The organism is Thermodesulfobacteriota bacterium (assembly GCA_040757775.1).
Lineage (GTDB): Bacteria > Desulfobacterota > UBA8473 > UBA8473 > UBA8473 > UBA8473.
Genome location: JBFLWQ010000014.1, coordinates 68402 through 83859, shown reverse-complemented (window position 1 = coordinate 83859; position 15458 = coordinate 68402). Strand labels below are relative to the sequence as shown.

Here is a 15458-nt window from a genome sequence, read left to right as displayed (position 1 = left end):
CTTGCTGGACTACATTAAAAGCTAATTCATTTATATCTTGTCTTTTCTTTTGTTTATCCATGCCTACAGCATAACATAACCGCTCAAGCATGGCAAGAATTATTTTTTTTCAAAGTGAGGCACTACCATTTATTGTAGAGGCTTTATTATTTTTATGATATATTTATTTTTAGATAGAAGGTATAATTGCAAAGAAAAGACGCTGGGAAGGGATAATGTCTTGACTGGGAGGTTAAAATGGGAGAAAAAGGACAAACAGCTCTAGTAACAGGGGCAAGCAGTGGGATAGGAAGAGAAACAGCTATAAAACTAGCAGGGAAAGGTTTTAAAGTAATTGCAGCAGCCAGGCGTAGAGATCGTCTTGCTGAACTAGCAGATAAGGTTCAGGGCATTATTCCACGACAGATAGACCTGTCAGATCCCGAGGAAATTGAAAGATTCTGCCGTGAGATTTCAAGTCTGCAGGAGCCTGTCTCTGTTCTCATTAACAACGCCGGATACAGTGTACGAGGAGCCCTGGAGGATGTCTCCATAGAGGCCGTCAGGCGTATTTTTGAGGTAAATCTCTTTGCTATGATACGGATTACCCAGGCGTGTTTGCCGGGCATGCGCCAGTTCAGGAAAGGGACCATTGTCAATCTCAGCTCCATAGCCGGGAAATTCACCTTTCCCCTGGGCGGGGTTTATGCCTCTACAAAACATGCTTTAGAGGCTGTTACTGATGCGCTGCGTATGGAGGTACGTCCTTTTGGAATAAGAGTAGTTGCAATTCGACCTGGTGCAATAGCCACAGAATTTAATGAGGTGGCCAATCAAATGACCGGTGACCTTCTCTCCAGAACCGCCTCTGATTATAAGCCAGTTTACCAGGCTTCCGGTGCCAGTTTGGGGAAGGTATTTGCCAGCATTTCTATTCCAGGACCGGATTTGATTGCCGACCTCATTTTGGAAGCTGTTCTCTCTGATGCTCCGAAAGCAGTATATTCCGGAGGCCCCATAGTGGAGGAGTTTCTGGGGCAACGTTTCAAGCTTGACGATGACGGATTTGACCGTTTTATGACTGAAAAGACTGGGCTAATGTGCCTGAAAGTATAAATTACGATTGCAAAGTAATAGTCTATAAAACCTCTTATGCAAAAAATATATCGTTTTCTAGATAATGCATTAGGTTTCTTGAATAAAATATTTCTCACTATCAGGAGGGAGCACCTGTTTAAGGTGATGGGCTTAACCTTTTTGGTTTTGTCTCTCTGTTCTGTCGGCATCTATTACTTTGAGCATAAGGCGATACATGCTTCTATCAGGACTGTCGGAGATGCATTTTGGTGGGCAGTAGTTACGGTTACAACAGTAGGATATGGAGACAAAGTGCCCAGCACATTAGCTGGAAAACTGGTTGGTCTGGTACTAATGTTTTCAGGGATTGGGTTGCTTTCCATTGTAACCGCTACCATAGCCTCGTTATTTGTTCAGCAAAAGATCAAGGAGGGAAGAGGGTTGGAACAAATTAAAGATAAGGATCACATTGTCATCTGTGGCTGGAATTCAAACGCTGAAAAGGCAATTAAAGTGTTTACACTGGATGACCATACAAAGAAGAACACCATTGTAATCGTAAACGAACTCTCTGTAGATGAGATAGATTCTCTGAGGTCTAAGTATGAAAGATATAATTTTAAGTTTATTAGAGGTAATTTTATTCATGAAGATGTATTGAACCGTGCCAACATAAAAAAGGCCAAGTATGCCATAGTCCTTGCCGATACGTCCGGAGATCACGCTTTACAGAAAGCTGATGAACGGACAGCTCTGGGGACCCTTGCCATAAAGACGATAGCCCCAAATGTCAGAACCTGTGCAGAGCTATTGAGCATAGAGAACAAACAGCATTTAAAGAGGGCAAATGTAGACGAAATTATCGTAAGGGACGAACATATAGGAGAACTATTAGCCAGTGCTACAGTACACCCAGGGTTATCCAAAGTGATTTCCAGCCTGTTATCATATGATGAGGAGCATAGACTGGAAAAAATTGAAATACCAGATAGGTTTGTTGGAAAAAAATATGGAGAGTTGGTGCAATTTCTAAGAGAGAGGCACAATTCAGTTCTTATTGGTATATTAACTGAAAAAAAGGGGTTGCAGTTAGATGATATTTTGTCTGACGATGTCTCGGCTATCGATATGTTTATAAAGAAAAAATTTGAAGAGTCTGACAAGGACTATTTCTCTGATAAAGAAGAGATTGAGGTTAATATAAACCCAGAGGATGATTACATTATAACAAAAAACGATTTTGCTATAATTATTAGCAGCAAAAGATTTAGAAAAGGAAAACGTTCAGTGGTTAACATCTGATGGACTCGTAAAAGTCAAAGCTTACTGGAGAAACTATGGACAACGTTGCTTTTTTGAAAGAGATTTCTGTCTTTGCTGACTTAACTACAGAAGAGATTGAAAAAATTATAGGGATAATGAAGGAGATTAATGTTCCTGAGGGGTCAGTAATCATTCAGGAAGGGGATGTAGGTGATAGTATGTACATCATAATGGATGGATCAGTTGAAGTGTCCAAGACGTTGACCATGAAAATCGACGGGCAAGGTTTTGAAGAAAAAGAAAAGATACTGACACGGTTGAGTGCCGGTGACCACATAATATTTGGTGAAGTGGGGCTACTGGAGGAGAATGTCCGAACTGCCTCCGTTATTGCGATTAGTAATTGTACCCTTTGTGAAATAAAAAAGGAAGATTTTCAAAAACTGGCAGATAAAGACCCAAGAATGGGTTTTAAGATTGTGAAGAATATTGCCCAATTGGTTTGCACCCGACTGAGAAAGGCGGATGAGGACACCATCAAGTTAACTACAGCTCTGAGTATAGCGTTAAGTAGGTGAACAATTTATATTGTCAGTTTTTTCCTTGACAAATCACCAAAAATTATTTAGATTTACCCATTTACATTGAATTGCGAATTCAAATTTTCTCTTGAAAATGCACCTATTCCTGTCATTGCGAGCCCGCCAGAGGCGGGCGAAGCAATCTCATCCTTTACAACAGCATACTTAAGTGTACTGTTGTAGGGGCTGCTCGCCTATGGCGAACTCCTCGCAAAGACATTTTCCTTGTCCTTTGTCTCTCTTTGAGGCATGGGAGTTTCTGTTTAAAAGGGGAGCCTGTGTTCGAGAGTTTAACAGAAAAGTTAAATGCAGTATTCAAAAAACTCAGGGGACATGGTAAGCTTACTGAACAGAACATCAGGGATGTTCTGAGAGAGATTCGTCTTGTCCTCCTCGAGGCAGATGTTAATTTCAGGGTTGTCAAGGACTTTATTGAAGCCATTAGGATCAAGGCATTAGGACAGGAAGTTCTGACCAGCTTCACTCCTGCTCAGCAGGTAATAAAGATTGTTAACGAAGAGCTTACCTCTCTTTTAGGCGGGGAGAATTCTCAACTGAACCTGTCGGGGAAGTCTCCGGTATCTATAATGTTTGTCGGGTTGCAGGGGTCTGGTAAGACAACAACAGTTGGTAAGGTAGCCAGATTCTTGAAAGAGAAGAAACGTGATCCTTATCTTGTTCCGGCTGATGTTTACCGTCCGGCAGCGATAGACCAGTTGAAGAAACTAGGGCAAGAGTTAGAGATTGATGTGTATAATCCCGGACCGGGTGAAGATCCATTAACCATCTGCACGAATGCCTTAAGGTCTCCAAATATTAATGGGCATGATATTGTCCTTATTGATACTGCCGGGAGGTTACACATAGATGAAGGATTAATGCAGGAACTCCAGAGGATAAAGGAACGGGTTTTGCCCAAAGAGATTCTACTGGTGGCAGATGCCATGACTGGTCAGGATGCGGTTAACATAGCAAGTAAATTCAATGAAGTGCTTGGTATTAACGGAGTTATCCTTACCAAGATGGATGGTGATGCAAGAGGTGGGGCAGCCCTGTCTATCAAGGCAGTTACCAACAAACCCATAAAGTTTGTGGGTACTGGGGAACGGCTTGATGCCTTAGAGGTTTTTTATCCCGACAGAATGGCTTCTCGTATTTTGGGGATGGGAGATGTTTTATCCCTTATTGAAAAAGCCCAGGCGACTTTTGATGATAAGAAGGCAAGGGAACTCGAAAAGAAGATAAGAAAGAACGCGTTTACTTTAGGAGACTTTAAAGAACAGATTCAACAGATAAAAAGGATGGGTTCACTGGATCAAATCCTGGGGATGATCCCAGGAGTTAATAAGATTAAGGGTATTAAAGGATTACAGCCTGATGAAGGGGAACTGGTAAAGATAGAAGCTATTATAAATTCGATGACCAAAAAGGAAAGATTAAATCATACCATATTAAATGGAAGTCGTCGCAAGAGAATCGCTAAGGGCAGTGGTACCAGTGTTCAGGATGTAAATAAATTGATTAAGAATTATGTTCAGGTACGTAATATGATTAAGAAACTTAATACAAGTGGCATGAAGGGGTTTAAAAGGGGGATGCTGCCCTTTTAACTGCTATAAGGGTTAACTTTTTAGGAGGTAAAGATATGCCTGTGAAGATAAGACTGGCAAGGATGGGTGCTAAAAAATGGCCTTTTTATCGGATAGTAATTGCTGAATCCACTTCGCCAAGAGACAGCAATTATATTGAGGTTGTTGGTACTTACAACCCTCATCCGAATCCTGCCGAAGTTAAACTTGAGGAAGAAAAGATAAAGGGATGGATTCGAAGAGGTGCTCAGCCGACACAGACGGTCAAAAGTATTTTAAAGAAAAAGGGTATACTTACTGATTGATTTAAGTCTCTATTTGCTCAATGGTTAGGCTACTGGCAAGAAGGCTCTCTTTAACAATTTGAAAGGTGGAGGTTACTAAAGATGAAAGGTTTGATTGAGTACATTGCTAAATCGTTGGTGGACAACCCTGATGAAGTAGTGGTTTCAGAGGTCCAGGGAGAAAGAACCTCGGTTATAGAGCTGAGGGTGGCAAAAGAGGATCTGGGGAAAGTTATTGGAAAACAGGGAAGAACTGCCAGGGCAATGAGGACCATCTTATCTGCTGCTTCAACAAAGATCAGGAAGAGGTCTGTGCTGGAGATCATTGAGTGACTTTTTCTTTGCAATGGAAAATGGGCTGTTAGTTATAGGAAAGATCGTCAATACTCATGGAATTCAGGGCAAGTTACGGGTAAATTCATATGCCGAATCCCCGGAGATCTTCACCTCGCAAAAGTTTTTTTATATAAAAGATGAAAAAGAGGGCTTTAAAAAATACGAAATTACTAATGTTGAATTCCACAAAAAAATTATCCTTCTGAAATTTGATGGTATATCCTCCATTAATGAAGCTGAAAAACTGGTAGGAACCTCTATCTTTATTGAGAAAAGCAAGCTAAATCCCCTTTCTGAAGATGAGTATTATTGGTTTGAAATAATTGGGTTAAATGTATTTACTGACGAAGGTACCTTTCTGGGAAAGATAGAAAGGATCCTTCAGACGGGAAGCAATGACGTCTATGTTATTCGCAATAAGAAAAAAGAATACTTGATTCCGGCAATTGCTGAGGTGGTTACCAATATAGATGTTATAAAAAAGATAATGATTATCCATCCGTTAGAGGGGCTCTTTGAAGATGGTGAGATTTGATATCCTTACCTTATTTCCAAATATGTTCTCTTCACCGCTAAATGAAAGCTTATTAAAACGGGCACAAGAAGAAAAATTAATTAAGATAAAGGTTCATGATATCCGTGATTTTACATCAGACAAACACCATACTGCTGATGACTATCCTTATGGTGGTGGGCGGGGAATGGTGATAAAACCAGAGCCCATCATTATGGCTGTTGAAAAGGTGAGACCTCGCATTGGAGAATCAAAGGTTATCCTGTTAACCCCTCAGGGAAAGAGGTTTGACCAAAGATACGCTGTAAGGTTGTCAAAGCTCTCTTGCCTGATCATTATTTGTGGTAAATATGAGGGGATAGACGAGAGGGTAAGAGAGTATGTTGATGAGGAGATCTCAATTGGTGACTATATCCTTTCTGGTGGAGAGCTTGCAGCCATGGTATTGCTAGATGCCGTTGCAAGATTAATCCCTGGAGTTCTGGGAAATCCAAAGTCAGCAGAGGATGAGTCCTTTTTCAACTGGTTATTGGAATATCCACAATATACTCGCCCAAGGAAATACAAGGGGTTGAATGTCCCGGAGGTACTCCTTTCTGGCAACCATCAGGAAATCAACAAATGGCGGCACGCTCAGTCCCTTAAAAGGACACTTGAAAGGAGGCCGGATCTATTAGAAGAGGCAGACCTGTCTGATGAAGATTTAAGGATACTATCAGAGATAAAAGAAGAATTGGATTCAGGTAAGAGGTGGTAAAAATAACAAAAAGGGCAAATCTCTATTTAGCCTTGCTGCACTATCCTGTTTATGACAAAAACAAAAGGGTTGTTTCTACGGCATTGACCAATCTGGATATTCATGATATTGCAAGAGCAGCTATTACTTTTGGAATAGTCAAATACTATTTGGTAACCCCGTTCAGAAAACAACAGATACTGGCAAGAAGAATTCTTTCTCACTGGCTGACAGGTCCTGGTGCTGACTATAATCCAAAAAGAAAAGAAGCCCTGGAATTGGTTGCAATAGCCAATTCCCTGGAGGATGTCTGTGAAGATATCTATAGTCATCGAGGGTTTAAGCCAAAAACGATAATTACCGATGCCAAGCATTTAGAAAGGAGTATCGATTATCTAAATCTAAAGAAACTGATTGAGGAAGATTCTCAGCCGTATCTTTTATTATTGGGAACCGGGTGGGGGATAACTGAGGAGGTTATTAGGAATTCAGACTATGTCCTGGCACCTATTCGAGGCGATACTAACTACTATCATTTATCGGTCAGGTCAGCAGCAGCTATAATCCTGGATAGACTTTTAGGAATGAGATAGAGAAAATCGTAAATCGTGAGTCGAAAGTAGATCGAATAAAAGGGAGAAGAAGCAATTATGAATGGTACTATAGACCTTATTGAGAAAGAACACATAAACATTGATATACCAGACTTTCAACCTGGAGACACCGTTAAAGTCCATTCTAAGATTATAGAAGGAGACAAGCAAAGGATACAGGTCTTTGAAGGGGTCGTGATAGGTAGAAAGGGAGGAGGAAGCAGGGCAAGTTTTACTGTGAGAAAGGTCTCTTACGGTGTTGGGGTAGAAAGAATTTTTCCCCTCCATTCGCCTAGAATTGCCAAGATAGAGGTTGTTCGCAAAGGACGTGTCAGAAGGGCTAAGCTCTACTATCTTAGAAAACTGAGGGGCAAGGCTGCCCGTATCAAAGAACGGAGAATTTCATAATGATATCCATCTCTCATGTTGAACCGGAGAGAGAAATCTATGCAATGGGATATCAATTCGTAGCCGGAGTCGATGAGGCAGGTAGGGGGCCCCTGGCAGGGCCTGTAGTTGCTGCTGCTGTTATCCTTCCTGAGAACCATACTATACAAGGTATTGCAGATTCTAAGAAGCTATCCGCCAATAGAAGAGAAATATTGTTTAGTGAAATCTATAAACATGCTGAAGCAGTAAGCGTTGGTATTGTAGGTCAAAGAGAGATTGAAAGAATCAATATCCTTCAAGCTAGCCTAAAGGCAATGCAATCAGCCGTAGCTGCCTTAAATTATCAAGTCGACTATATCCTGGTCGATGGTATTCATTTTATTCCCACCCAGATTCCCCAATCAGTCATAAAAAAAGGTGATACAATTAGTCCTTCCATTGCTGCCGCATCCATAATTGCCAAGGTTACCAGAGACAGAATAATGGTTGAATACCACAGCATATATCCTCAGTACAATTTTGCCAGGAACAAAGGTTACGGGACAGAAGAACATAGGCAGGCAATTAAAAGATCCGGGTGCTGTGAAATCCACAGAAGAACATTTAAAGGTGTAAAAGAGTATTTAACTCGTGAATCGGAAGTCGTAAATCGTGAATGGGTAGACAATGACTGAAGAAAGGGTCTCCTTAGGTAAAAGGGGAGAAGAAATCGCCGTTTCACACTTGAAGGGGTTGAAATATAAGATTATTGAGCAAAACTATACGTGTAAGTTTGGAGAGGTGGATATTATAGCAAAAGACAAAAAGACTCTTGCTTTTATCGAGGTGAAGACCAGATCATCACTGGAGTATGGTCATCCCGGCCAGGTAGTAAATAAAAGAAAACAACACCAAATTTCCAAGGTGGCTTTGAACTATATAAACAAAAATGACCTGCAGAATATGGATGCCCGGTTTGATGTGGTGGCAGTTCAGATTTCTGAAGAGGGAGAGAAGGTAGAGTTGATAAAGAACGCCTTTGAGCTTAGCTCCCGTTACTCGTAAGTACGACTCACGATCTTATCTATAATACTGCTGGTAGAAGCCCCTTTTATTTCAGGTATGCGAACGACTTTCCCTCCAGCAGATTCAACGACCTCTCTGCCGATTATGGCATCTTTTCCCCAGTCTCCGCCTTTGACAAGGACATCGGGTTCCAGAAGAGAGATTATATTTAAGGGATCCGGCTCATGAAATATTACAACAAAATCCACACATTGCAATGCAGATAGAACCTCTGCCCGTTCTTCTTCAGGGATGATGGGTCTTTTATTCCCCTTTATAGTCCTCACAGACTGATCACTGTTTACAGCCACTATCAAAATATCTCCGAGTTTTTTAGCCTCTTCAAGGTATCTGGTGTGGCCTACATGAATCAAATCAAAACACCCGTTCGTAAAAACGATCCTTTTACCCTCTTTTTTTACCCTCTCTACAACTTTCTTCAGGTCCTCTTTGCCTTTAATCTTTTTTTTCAAATGAACGACCTGCCTGTACAAATATTTGCTAATCCCTGGTTATCTCCCGCCATGTCTTTTTAGTAAGAACCCAGTTCTGAGTGGCACCGGGCATTCCCGGAGGGAGGTTCGATGCTAATGAGGGGACTTGCCATAGCCTGGGGACCTGGGCAGTTATATTAAAATTTTGACAGACAATCGTGCCAGCCAGTTCGTTCTGTTTGTTGCTGGTAACTGTACCAGAACTGTAGTAAGCTCCTGTTAACAGCTTGTTAGCACTTGAGGGCAGAGTCATATTCCCTGTACTCACAACACCAAGAGCATTTGTGGTTGGATAGGATGCTGCTGTTTCAGGCAGGACATGACCATCGATATTGGTCGTCCCTGTCACGTATATAGTCCCTTTTCCGGCATATGTTATATCGTCACTTATGTTCAGGGATGATACCTTGACTATCCCGCTTATAGTAAGTACCTTTGTCGATGAATTAAAAGATATGGAGCCATTCGCATCACTTTGATTGATATCAGGATAATACCATGTCGGCCCCACCTTGTACTTCCCTGTCAACTCCAGCGCACCGGCTATCAGACCTTTTGGTGTAGGTGCACCGTCACTTTGTGTTGTACCTGTTAAGTTTTTTGAGTTGGCATCCATCCAGGTCGTGTCAATGCTCGGCAATGTTATATTATAATCTTCCAGGTCATATGCCTCTGCATAATTCACACCTTTGTCAGCATAGAGGTTCTGACCTGCCCCTGCATTATTTCCGCCGAGTATATCGTCATTCACACCGTCACCGCCTGAATCTGCCCCGGTTGTTACGTATATCCCTTTAAACGGACTTGACGATTCCCCTATCGTCCCACTTCCTAGGGTCATGTCGACCCGCCCGTTCTTAACCCTGAATTTTGCATCCAGATCAGAGGTGGTGCCGCCGGCAATCTTGCCTGCGAGTGTTGTATCCATACCTGTATTGCTGTTTCGGCAGTAGCCTGTCTGGTTGTTGAAAACCGTAGCAGTAGCAGCGAGACCGTTGCCCAGTAAGTGAATGGAGCCGGCGATTACAACACTTCCTGTAACAGGAGCACTGCCGCCGCCTCCCCCGGCAAAGATTGCATTATTCCAGGGCGAGATGTTCTCAGCCGAAAGGTATCTTTCCAATGTCACTGTAGATGAGTTTGGACCTGTTCCGATGGATCTGACAAGGACAATTGCGGATTCGTAATTGGGCGTAGTTCCGTAGTTTTTAAACTGGATAGTATAGGAGCCTGCGCCGAATGAAATGTTGCTGAGTACATTATAAAAAGCAGTGGAACTGGGTGTTATGGTTATGGTGCCTGATGTTGCTGCAAAACTGGAGTTGGCGATATTCTGGTCCGTACTCAGATCATTGATAAGCTCTGCCTCGGCTCTTGTCAGCCCGGCTTCAGCAATATAAAGTGCCTTTGTGCTGGAAAGGGTGTTGCCTGCTATCTTTGTATCTGTACTAGATGTGATGATTCCTGCAATCCCGAGTAGTGATAAGAGCGTCAAAAACAAAAGGGCTACAACCAGCGCTATCCCCTTTTCGTCTTTCAACAACATTGGAATTCTATCCATTATTATGACCTCCTACTCTTCTTATACTGGTTATAGTCTACTCATCCATTTAACTCAGAAGTAGAGATCCTTGATTTATTTCATTGAAATGATGTTATCTTCGAAATCATCAACTTTAACAGCAAGAACCCTTCTAAAAGCCTTTACTACCTCAGGGTGAAATTGTTTTCCTGATCCGTTTTCAATCTCCTCAAGTGCCTGTCCAGGAGTCTTTCCTGCACGGTAAGACCTGTCAGAAGTAATAGCATCATATGCATCAGCTACAGCTACAATGCACGCCCCTAATTTAGCTTCACCCGTCAGCGAACGCTCACCATCACTGTAAATATCTTTATACCATCTGTGATGGATTAGTACTATAGGAACGGCTTCCTTGAGAACATTCCCCACGCTGTTCAAAATCTTTGCCCCTTTTTCTGAATGGGTTTCAACCTCCTGTTTCTCCTCTCTATCCAGAGAGGCAGCCTTTCGAATCAGGTCCATACTGATGTCAACCTTTCCGATATCATGCAGAAGGGCAGCAGCCTTGATATTTTCAACCTCAGCCATGGAAAGCTCCATAACAATAGCTATCTCTGTAACAATATTAGAAACCCTTATAGAATGTCCTTTAGTGTAACGGTCGGTAGATTCCAGATATTTAGAGAGAATTTCCAAAACACCTATATAGGCATTTTTAAGATCCTTAATCCTTTGCTCCTTGTCCTCGAACAGGGTGCCAACAATGTAGCTGGTTAACATGAGAAATGAACCCCATACTGTGAGGTTTATTATTATATCAAAATCCTCCCTGGCATGAGAGAAAAACTGAGGAACAGCTATGTAAAAGATGCCCATTAAAAGTATGCAAAATAAAGCGAACAGGACGGCAGTTCTGCGGCCAAGGAAAAAACCAGCGAGCAAAACCGGGAGGTAATAGAAGTTCAGGAAAGCCATTTTCTGAAAGACAAGGTAGTGTACGAATAAAACGGCAACCAGTATAATAAGGATTAATACCCGTTCAAAGTTATTTAAAATGTACCTTTTTAGTTTTTCCATATTGCATCTACTTCTCTTCTGAATAGAATGCTATACTATATCGGTTCAGTTGAATCTCCTTTTGTCCTTATCTTATTACTCCAGGTTTCTTGCTATTATATTCGAGGTTAGTGTCATTCGGTGGTAGCCATCACCGGTGTAATTAGGGTCTTTACTTCTTGTCCTGGCGGTTATGGAAAGATTTACTGTGGGTGTTGTAAAAGTCACCTGTAAATCCTCAACATTTACCGCAATCTCTTCATTGCCGCTTCCTGTATTTTCGTCCCTTTCTATGGTTACACTTGTACTATCAATGGTATATGTCACCCTCTTAACCAGGTAGACATTGGCGCCAGCTGAAAATGCATTTGTAGTTCCCTGATTTCCAGTCTGAATCGGGTTTGTATCAATGGTTAAAACGGCTCCTGAAATACCGGTCACCTTGGCATTTTCAAGCTCTCCTATGAAGATGTCGCTCTTGGTTGTGGTATTAAATTTACTTGCTTCAGCAGATGACTGGAGGGTAATGGTGGTACTGCTTGCAGCAGCAGCAGATCCCAGTTTGCCAGGCGGGGGATCAATGCATCCGACGACAGTAAGGGTATCCGGGTTTCCTGTGCCCCCGTCTGTAACACTTATGCCTTTGTAAGTGATGCCCGAAGTACCGTTGATCGTTGTCCAGCTCGGCTGACCAAGCCCTGCCATACGGATGTGCCTTGATACAATATCCATAGCTACCCTGGCATTCTGCTGCATATCCGAAACCTGTTCCTGCACCGTGTACGTCGTGCTTTGAGAAATATACAGATTGTATATTGAGACCAGAAGAATGCCTGCTATTGCAAGGGCAATCATAATTTCTATCAAAGTAAAGCCCAGCTCTTTCTTGCGTACAGACAACATTACATCACTCCCTCTATAATTCAGACCATAGACTTCAGACTTTAGACCCCAGACTTTTCTATATAGGAAATTAGCCCTTGTAGTGTTCTCAAACCTCCTTGAGCTTTTGTCAATAATTCTTCATATCTATTGGGATCTAAATATTCCAATTCCTTCTCTTCCCTTCAGTCTAATATCTGAAGTCTATGGTCTAATGTCTGAATCATATTTACTGCCTTATTATGGTGGACAGAGCAACAAAATGGTTTATGGAATCATTCCAGCCAACAATGACCGTCACAGTCTTCGTCCCGGAAGCAGGGGTATCTGATGCAACATTCCAGACCCTTTGTGGGGATAGACTTATGGTTACAGTTTGACCAGTCGCATCATTGGGATAACCATCGCTATGGTCCGGACTGGTGAATAAGGTGGTATCTGAATGAATATCCGTGCTGATGTCAGCGGTATTGCTGTCAGTATCATCGAGTTGAGCATCAGTATACGAGAGGTTTCTCAACTCTTCCAGCTTGTCCTGAGCCAGGACCGTTGCGTCAGTAACTTTATTCCCAAAGGTATTGCTCTTTATCACATATACCGTCATCTCTGCCAGGGCGAGCAGTCCTATAGATAGGATTGTTATCGCTATCAATATCTCAAGCAGGGTAAAGCCCTTCTGGCTTCTGGCTTCTGGCTTCTGGCTTCTCATTTTACCTCCATGGCGGACTGCTGCCTGAATCATACTTCCATAGTTTAATTCTGCCTGTCTGTATCACAGTAATGGCTCTCTGTCTGTCTCTTCTGCTGCCGGCAATGTCTTCGGTCGGGATCAGGTAAATGCTTCCATTCTTGTTTGCTGTGCCGTTCGGTTCAAAAGTCTCGTTTGAGCTGCTAAACGTTATTGAACTTGATATCGCAGTACCACTGGTTCCAGTCTCACCAGCTACATAACCAAATTGTATGCCTTTGTACTTTGTATCCACATCTACCGTCTTTACCAATTCAGAAGTCTCAACCCCTGCAGTACTGAAATCATTATCGCCATCATCATAAATACTATACTCATAGGTGGTCGTATCAAATGTAATCACATAATCGTTTCTCTCTGAAACTGCCTTCATTCGAGCCAACTGCATCTCAGAGACCAGGTCCCTGGCGGCTGAATTTACTCTTATGGTAGGAATCCAGCTTATTATATTAGGAATGGCAATAGCAGCGGTTACACAAACGATTCCGACGACTACTATTAACTCTATGATCGTAAAACCGGACACGTCTCTCCATCTCTTAGGCATCAGAACCCCTCATTAGTTTATGCTGAAAGATGAAAATTTTTGGTATTATTCTACAGCAAATCTTATACCAAATACAAGGGTATTTGGCAACCTTGATTCCTTGACCTTATTTACAAATACAGATAATGTCCTAGTATAATATCTCCCCAAAAAATATAGATTATAGCACCAATGGCTAAGAATGGGCCGAAAGGTACAGCGTATCTACGGTCTCTCTTCTCTTTAAGCATTACCGCCAAACCCACCGATGAGCCAAACAGTGAGCCTAAAAAAATAGTCAATAATACCCCTTTTATACCCAGAAATGCCCCAATCATGGAGATGAGTTTTATATCGCCAATACCCATGCCTTCTCTTTTAGCCACAAGCTTATAACCCATCGCTACCAGGAAGAGTCCTCCCCCCCCGGCAGTAATACCTATTATGGAATCCGTGAAGGTTATCCCCGGCAAAAAAAGAGAAGCTGTAAAACCCACAATTATACCTGGAAGAGTAATAACATCGGGTATGATTTGGTGATCCAGGTCTATAAAGGTTATGACGAGCAATGAGGCGCTGAAAGTCAGATATACAAAGTAGCTAAGAGAAAGCCCAAACTTTAGAAATAGTGCCAGAGAAAGTAAACCGGCAAGCAGTTCAACGACAAGGTACCTGAAAGATATAGGTTCCCCGCAGTTACTACATTTCCCCCTTAGAAAAATGAAACTCAGAATTGGGATATTATGATAGAATTTTATGGGGTTATGGCAGTTTGGACAATAGGAGAAAGGAGATATTATTGATTGTTTTTTAGGGAGACGGAATATACATACATTCAGGAAACTACCAATGACAGTTCCAAAGATAAAGGGGATAAGGTATCCGATGATAAAAGACATTTTTCCTCCATGACCTCAAAACGAGAAGAAGCCCGGGACACATATTAGAAGCACCCCTAATAAGGCGACTATCAATCCTGCAGGGGTAAAGACAGCACCGATTATATTAAACGGCTTTCTGGCATAGTAAGCAGCCCAAAAACCCCAGCCAATCATTAAAATGCCAACAATCACCATTGAAATATAAATGACTAACATTTCGCTTCTGACTCCTGACTTCTGATTTCTGAGTCCTGTTCTATGCCCTCATCATCCCTGCTATCCATAAGGCATAGAAGATTATTATAAGCCCACCCCATAACAATGCCCGTTTTCCATTGAACCCCTTTTCACCGGTGAATACACGAAAGATGAAACCAATAGTGCAACTTATCCAGCCTATAAAACCAATCTCCAGAAATATTGACCAGAAAACATTGGGTGCATAATCCTTCTTCAATATCTTGAGGGATTCGGCTTTCCTCTGTCCGAAGGTTTTCCCCCTGTCCTCTTTTGAATAAGTCTCCTTTTTGGCTACCAGAGAGGATATCTTATCATTACATCTCTCTATCCATTCAGGATAAGGAGTATAAAAGCTTCTCACGGAGTATAAGCTGCTTCGAAGTTCCTGATATGCCTTTAAGGCAAGGTCGTCCTCTCCCTTTCCTTCGGCTTTATTGCCAATTTCCCAGAGACGTTCAGCTGATCTGGAGACATATTTGTTGAAAGGGGTATACCATTGGATTGATCTCTGGTAATGAGCAATAGCGGCTTCAATATCCCCTTTTCCAAATGATTTTTCTCCCTTTTCATATTCCTTTATGGATCCTGAATATACCTTTATAAATACCATCACGATCATTATGAGCACTAGTGCCGATATCCCAATGACCCTTTTTTTTACATCTCTATTTATCATTCGTATCCATCCACTTTAAGTCCCTCGAATCCTTGACCCCTTGAACC

21 protein-coding genes are annotated in these 15458 nt (G+C 41.9%); 12 read left to right on the top strand and 9 right to left on the bottom strand.

What is annotated here, in order from left to right; genetic code table 11:
• Window positions 1-237: 237 nt before the first annotated feature.
• The 12 genes from AB1401_09935 (at window position 238) to AB1401_09880 (ending at window position 8386) form a co-directional block, all read left to right on the top strand.
• Window positions 238-1095: an SDR family oxidoreductase gene (locus AB1401_09935; GenBank protein MEW6615770.1), complete on the top strand. Its 858-nt coding sequence runs from the start codon at window positions 238-240 to the stop codon at window positions 1093-1095.
• Between the two features lie 36 nt (window positions 1096-1131).
• Window positions 1132-2358 carry an ion channel gene (locus tag AB1401_09930; protein ID MEW6615769.1) on the top strand — a complete coding sequence of 409 codons (1227 nt, stop codon included), beginning with the start codon at window positions 1132-1134 and terminating at the stop codon, window positions 2356-2358.
• Between the two features lie 35 nt (window positions 2359-2393).
• Complete coding sequence (locus AB1401_09925; GenBank protein ID MEW6615768.1) at window positions 2394-2897, top strand: cyclic nucleotide-binding domain-containing protein; 504 nt, start codon at window positions 2394-2396, stop codon at window positions 2895-2897.
• A 281-nt stretch (window positions 2898-3178) separates the two neighbouring features.
• Window positions 3179-4510, top strand: a complete 1332-nt coding sequence (gene ffh / locus AB1401_09920) for a signal recognition particle protein (protein MEW6615767.1) — start codon at window positions 3179-3181, stop codon at window positions 4508-4510.
• A 35-nt stretch (window positions 4511-4545) separates the two neighbouring features.
• The gene (rpsP, locus tag AB1401_09915) at window positions 4546-4794 is read left to right on the top strand and encodes a 30S ribosomal protein S16 (protein MEW6615766.1); all 249 of its coding nucleotides are present in this window, start codon (window positions 4546-4548) and stop codon (window positions 4792-4794) included.
• Between the two features lie 81 nt (window positions 4795-4875).
• Window positions 4876-5106: a KH domain-containing protein gene (locus AB1401_09910; protein ID MEW6615765.1), complete on the top strand. Its 231-nt coding sequence runs from the start codon at window positions 4876-4878 to the stop codon at window positions 5104-5106.
• A complete protein-coding gene (gene rimM, locus AB1401_09905; protein MEW6615764.1) occupies window positions 5099-5644 on the top strand; it encodes a ribosome maturation factor RimM in 546 nt (181 codons plus the stop codon). The genes AB1401_09910 and rimM overlap by 8 nt, the downstream gene beginning before the upstream one ends.
• Entirely contained in the window at window positions 5631-6380 is a 750-nt protein-coding gene (gene trmD, locus AB1401_09900; GenBank protein ID MEW6615763.1) for a tRNA (guanosine(37)-N1)-methyltransferase TrmD, read from the top strand. The genes rimM and trmD overlap by 14 nt, the downstream gene beginning before the upstream one ends.
• Window positions 6381-6382: 2 nt before the next feature.
• Window positions 6383-6952: an RNA methyltransferase gene (locus tag AB1401_09895; protein ID MEW6615762.1), complete on the top strand. Its 570-nt coding sequence runs from the start codon at window positions 6383-6385 to the stop codon at window positions 6950-6952.
• A 57-nt stretch (window positions 6953-7009) separates the two neighbouring features.
• Window positions 7010-7360, top strand: a complete 351-nt coding sequence (gene rplS / locus AB1401_09890; protein ID MEW6615761.1) for a 50S ribosomal protein L19 — start codon at window positions 7010-7012, stop codon at window positions 7358-7360.
• Window positions 7360-8016, top strand: coding sequence for a ribonuclease HII (locus tag AB1401_09885; protein ID MEW6615760.1), 657 nt, complete (start codon window positions 7360-7362; stop codon window positions 8014-8016). Before rplS ends, AB1401_09885 begins: the two co-directional genes overlap by 1 nt.
• A complete protein-coding gene (locus AB1401_09880) occupies window positions 8009-8386 on the top strand; it encodes a YraN family protein (protein MEW6615759.1) in 378 nt (125 codons plus the stop codon). The genes AB1401_09885 and AB1401_09880 overlap by 8 nt, the downstream gene beginning before the upstream one ends.
• Here AB1401_09880 and rfaE2 read toward each other — a convergent pair.
• The 9 genes from rfaE2 to AB1401_09835 form a co-directional block, all read right to left on the bottom strand.
• Window positions 8377-8859 carry a D-glycero-beta-D-manno-heptose 1-phosphate adenylyltransferase gene (gene rfaE2, locus AB1401_09875; protein ID MEW6615758.1) on the bottom strand — a complete coding sequence of 161 codons (483 nt, stop codon included), beginning with the start codon at window positions 8857-8859 and terminating at the stop codon, window positions 8377-8379. The two genes, AB1401_09880 and rfaE2, sit on opposite strands and share 10 nt — an antisense overlap.
• Window positions 8860-8887: 28 nt before the next feature.
• Entirely contained in the window at window positions 8888-10441 is a 1554-nt protein-coding gene (locus tag AB1401_09870; GenBank protein MEW6615757.1) for a pilus assembly PilX N-terminal domain-containing protein, read from the bottom strand.
• A 75-nt stretch (window positions 10442-10516) separates the two neighbouring features.
• Window positions 10517-11479: an HD domain-containing phosphohydrolase gene (locus tag AB1401_09865; GenBank protein ID MEW6615756.1), complete on the bottom strand. Its 963-nt coding sequence runs from the start codon at window positions 11477-11479 to the stop codon at window positions 10517-10519.
• 75 nt (window positions 11480-11554) lie between these two features.
• Window positions 11555-12361 carry a prepilin-type N-terminal cleavage/methylation domain-containing protein gene (locus AB1401_09860; protein ID MEW6615755.1) on the bottom strand — a complete coding sequence of 269 codons (807 nt, stop codon included), beginning with the start codon at window positions 12359-12361 and terminating at the stop codon, window positions 11555-11557.
• Between the two features lie 208 nt (window positions 12362-12569).
• Window positions 12570-13049 carry a type II secretion system protein gene (locus AB1401_09855; GenBank protein MEW6615754.1) on the bottom strand — a complete coding sequence of 160 codons (480 nt, stop codon included), beginning with the start codon at window positions 13047-13049 and terminating at the stop codon, window positions 12570-12572.
• Window position 13050: 1 nt separating this feature from the next.
• On the bottom strand, window positions 13051-13635 hold the full coding sequence (locus AB1401_09850) for a GspH/FimT family pseudopilin (protein ID MEW6615753.1): 585 nt from the start codon (window positions 13633-13635) through the stop codon (window positions 13051-13053).
• A gap of 110 nt (window positions 13636-13745) precedes the next feature.
• On the bottom strand, window positions 13746-14513 hold the full coding sequence (locus tag AB1401_09845) for a prepilin peptidase (GenBank protein MEW6615752.1): 768 nt from the start codon (window positions 14511-14513) through the stop codon (window positions 13746-13748).
• A 15-nt stretch (window positions 14514-14528) separates the two neighbouring features.
• On the bottom strand, window positions 14529-14711 hold the full coding sequence (locus AB1401_09840; GenBank protein MEW6615751.1) for a hypothetical protein: 183 nt from the start codon (window positions 14709-14711) through the stop codon (window positions 14529-14531).
• 40 nt (window positions 14712-14751) lie between these two features.
• Entirely contained in the window at window positions 14752-15411 is a 660-nt protein-coding gene (locus tag AB1401_09835; protein ID MEW6615750.1) for a hypothetical protein, read from the bottom strand.
• Between the last annotated feature and the right edge of the window lie 47 nt (window positions 15412-15458).

Bases quoted from the DNA above. Each gene is read 5' to 3' on its own strand.
- AB1401_09925 (MEW6615768.1), top strand. From the start codon at position 2,394: ATGGACAACGTTGCTTTTTTGAAAGAGATTTCTGTCTTTGCTGACTTA.
- AB1401_09930 (MEW6615769.1), top strand. From the start codon at position 1,132: ATGCAAAAAATATATCGTTTTCTAGATAATGCATTAGGTTTCTTGAAT.
- AB1401_09855 (MEW6615754.1), bottom strand. From the start codon at position 13,049: ATGAGAAGCCAGAAGCCAGAAGCCAGAAGCCAGAAGGGCTTTACCCTG.
- AB1401_09870 (MEW6615757.1), bottom strand. From the start codon at position 10,441: ATGGATAGAATTCCAATGTTGTTGAAAGACGAAAAGGGGATAGCGCTG.
- AB1401_09865 (MEW6615756.1), bottom strand. From the start codon at position 11,479: ATGGAAAAACTAAAAAGGTACATTTTAAATAACTTTGAACGGGTATTA.
- AB1401_09885 (MEW6615760.1), top strand. From the start codon at position 7,360: ATGATATCCATCTCTCATGTTGAACCGGAGAGAGAAATCTATGCAATG.
- AB1401_09835 (MEW6615750.1), bottom strand. From the start codon at position 15,411: ATGATAAATAGAGATGTAAAAAAAAGGGTCATTGGGATATCGGCACTA.
- rplS (MEW6615761.1), top strand. From the start codon at position 7,010: ATGAATGGTACTATAGACCTTATTGAGAAAGAACACATAAACATTGAT.
- AB1401_09845 (MEW6615752.1), bottom strand. From the start codon at position 14,513: ATGTCTTTTATCATCGGATACCTTATCCCCTTTATCTTTGGAACTGTC.
- rpsP (MEW6615766.1), top strand. From the start codon at position 4,546: ATGCCTGTGAAGATAAGACTGGCAAGGATGGGTGCTAAAAAATGGCCT.
- AB1401_09935 (MEW6615770.1), top strand. From the start codon at position 238: ATGGGAGAAAAAGGACAAACAGCTCTAGTAACAGGGGCAAGCAGTGGG.
- AB1401_09850 (MEW6615753.1), bottom strand. From the start codon at position 13,635: ATGCCTAAGAGATGGAGAGACGTGTCCGGTTTTACGATCATAGAGTTA.
- trmD (MEW6615763.1), top strand. From the start codon at position 5,631: ATGGTGAGATTTGATATCCTTACCTTATTTCCAAATATGTTCTCTTCA.
- AB1401_09860 (MEW6615755.1), bottom strand. From the start codon at position 12,361: ATGTTGTCTGTACGCAAGAAAGAGCTGGGCTTTACTTTGATAGAAATT.
- AB1401_09880 (MEW6615759.1), top strand. From the start codon at position 8,009: ATGACTGAAGAAAGGGTCTCCTTAGGTAAAAGGGGAGAAGAAATCGCC.
- AB1401_09910 (MEW6615765.1), top strand. From the start codon at position 4,876: ATGAAAGGTTTGATTGAGTACATTGCTAAATCGTTGGTGGACAACCCT.
- AB1401_09840 (MEW6615751.1), bottom strand. From the start codon at position 14,711: ATGTTAGTCATTTATATTTCAATGGTGATTGTTGGCATTTTAATGATT.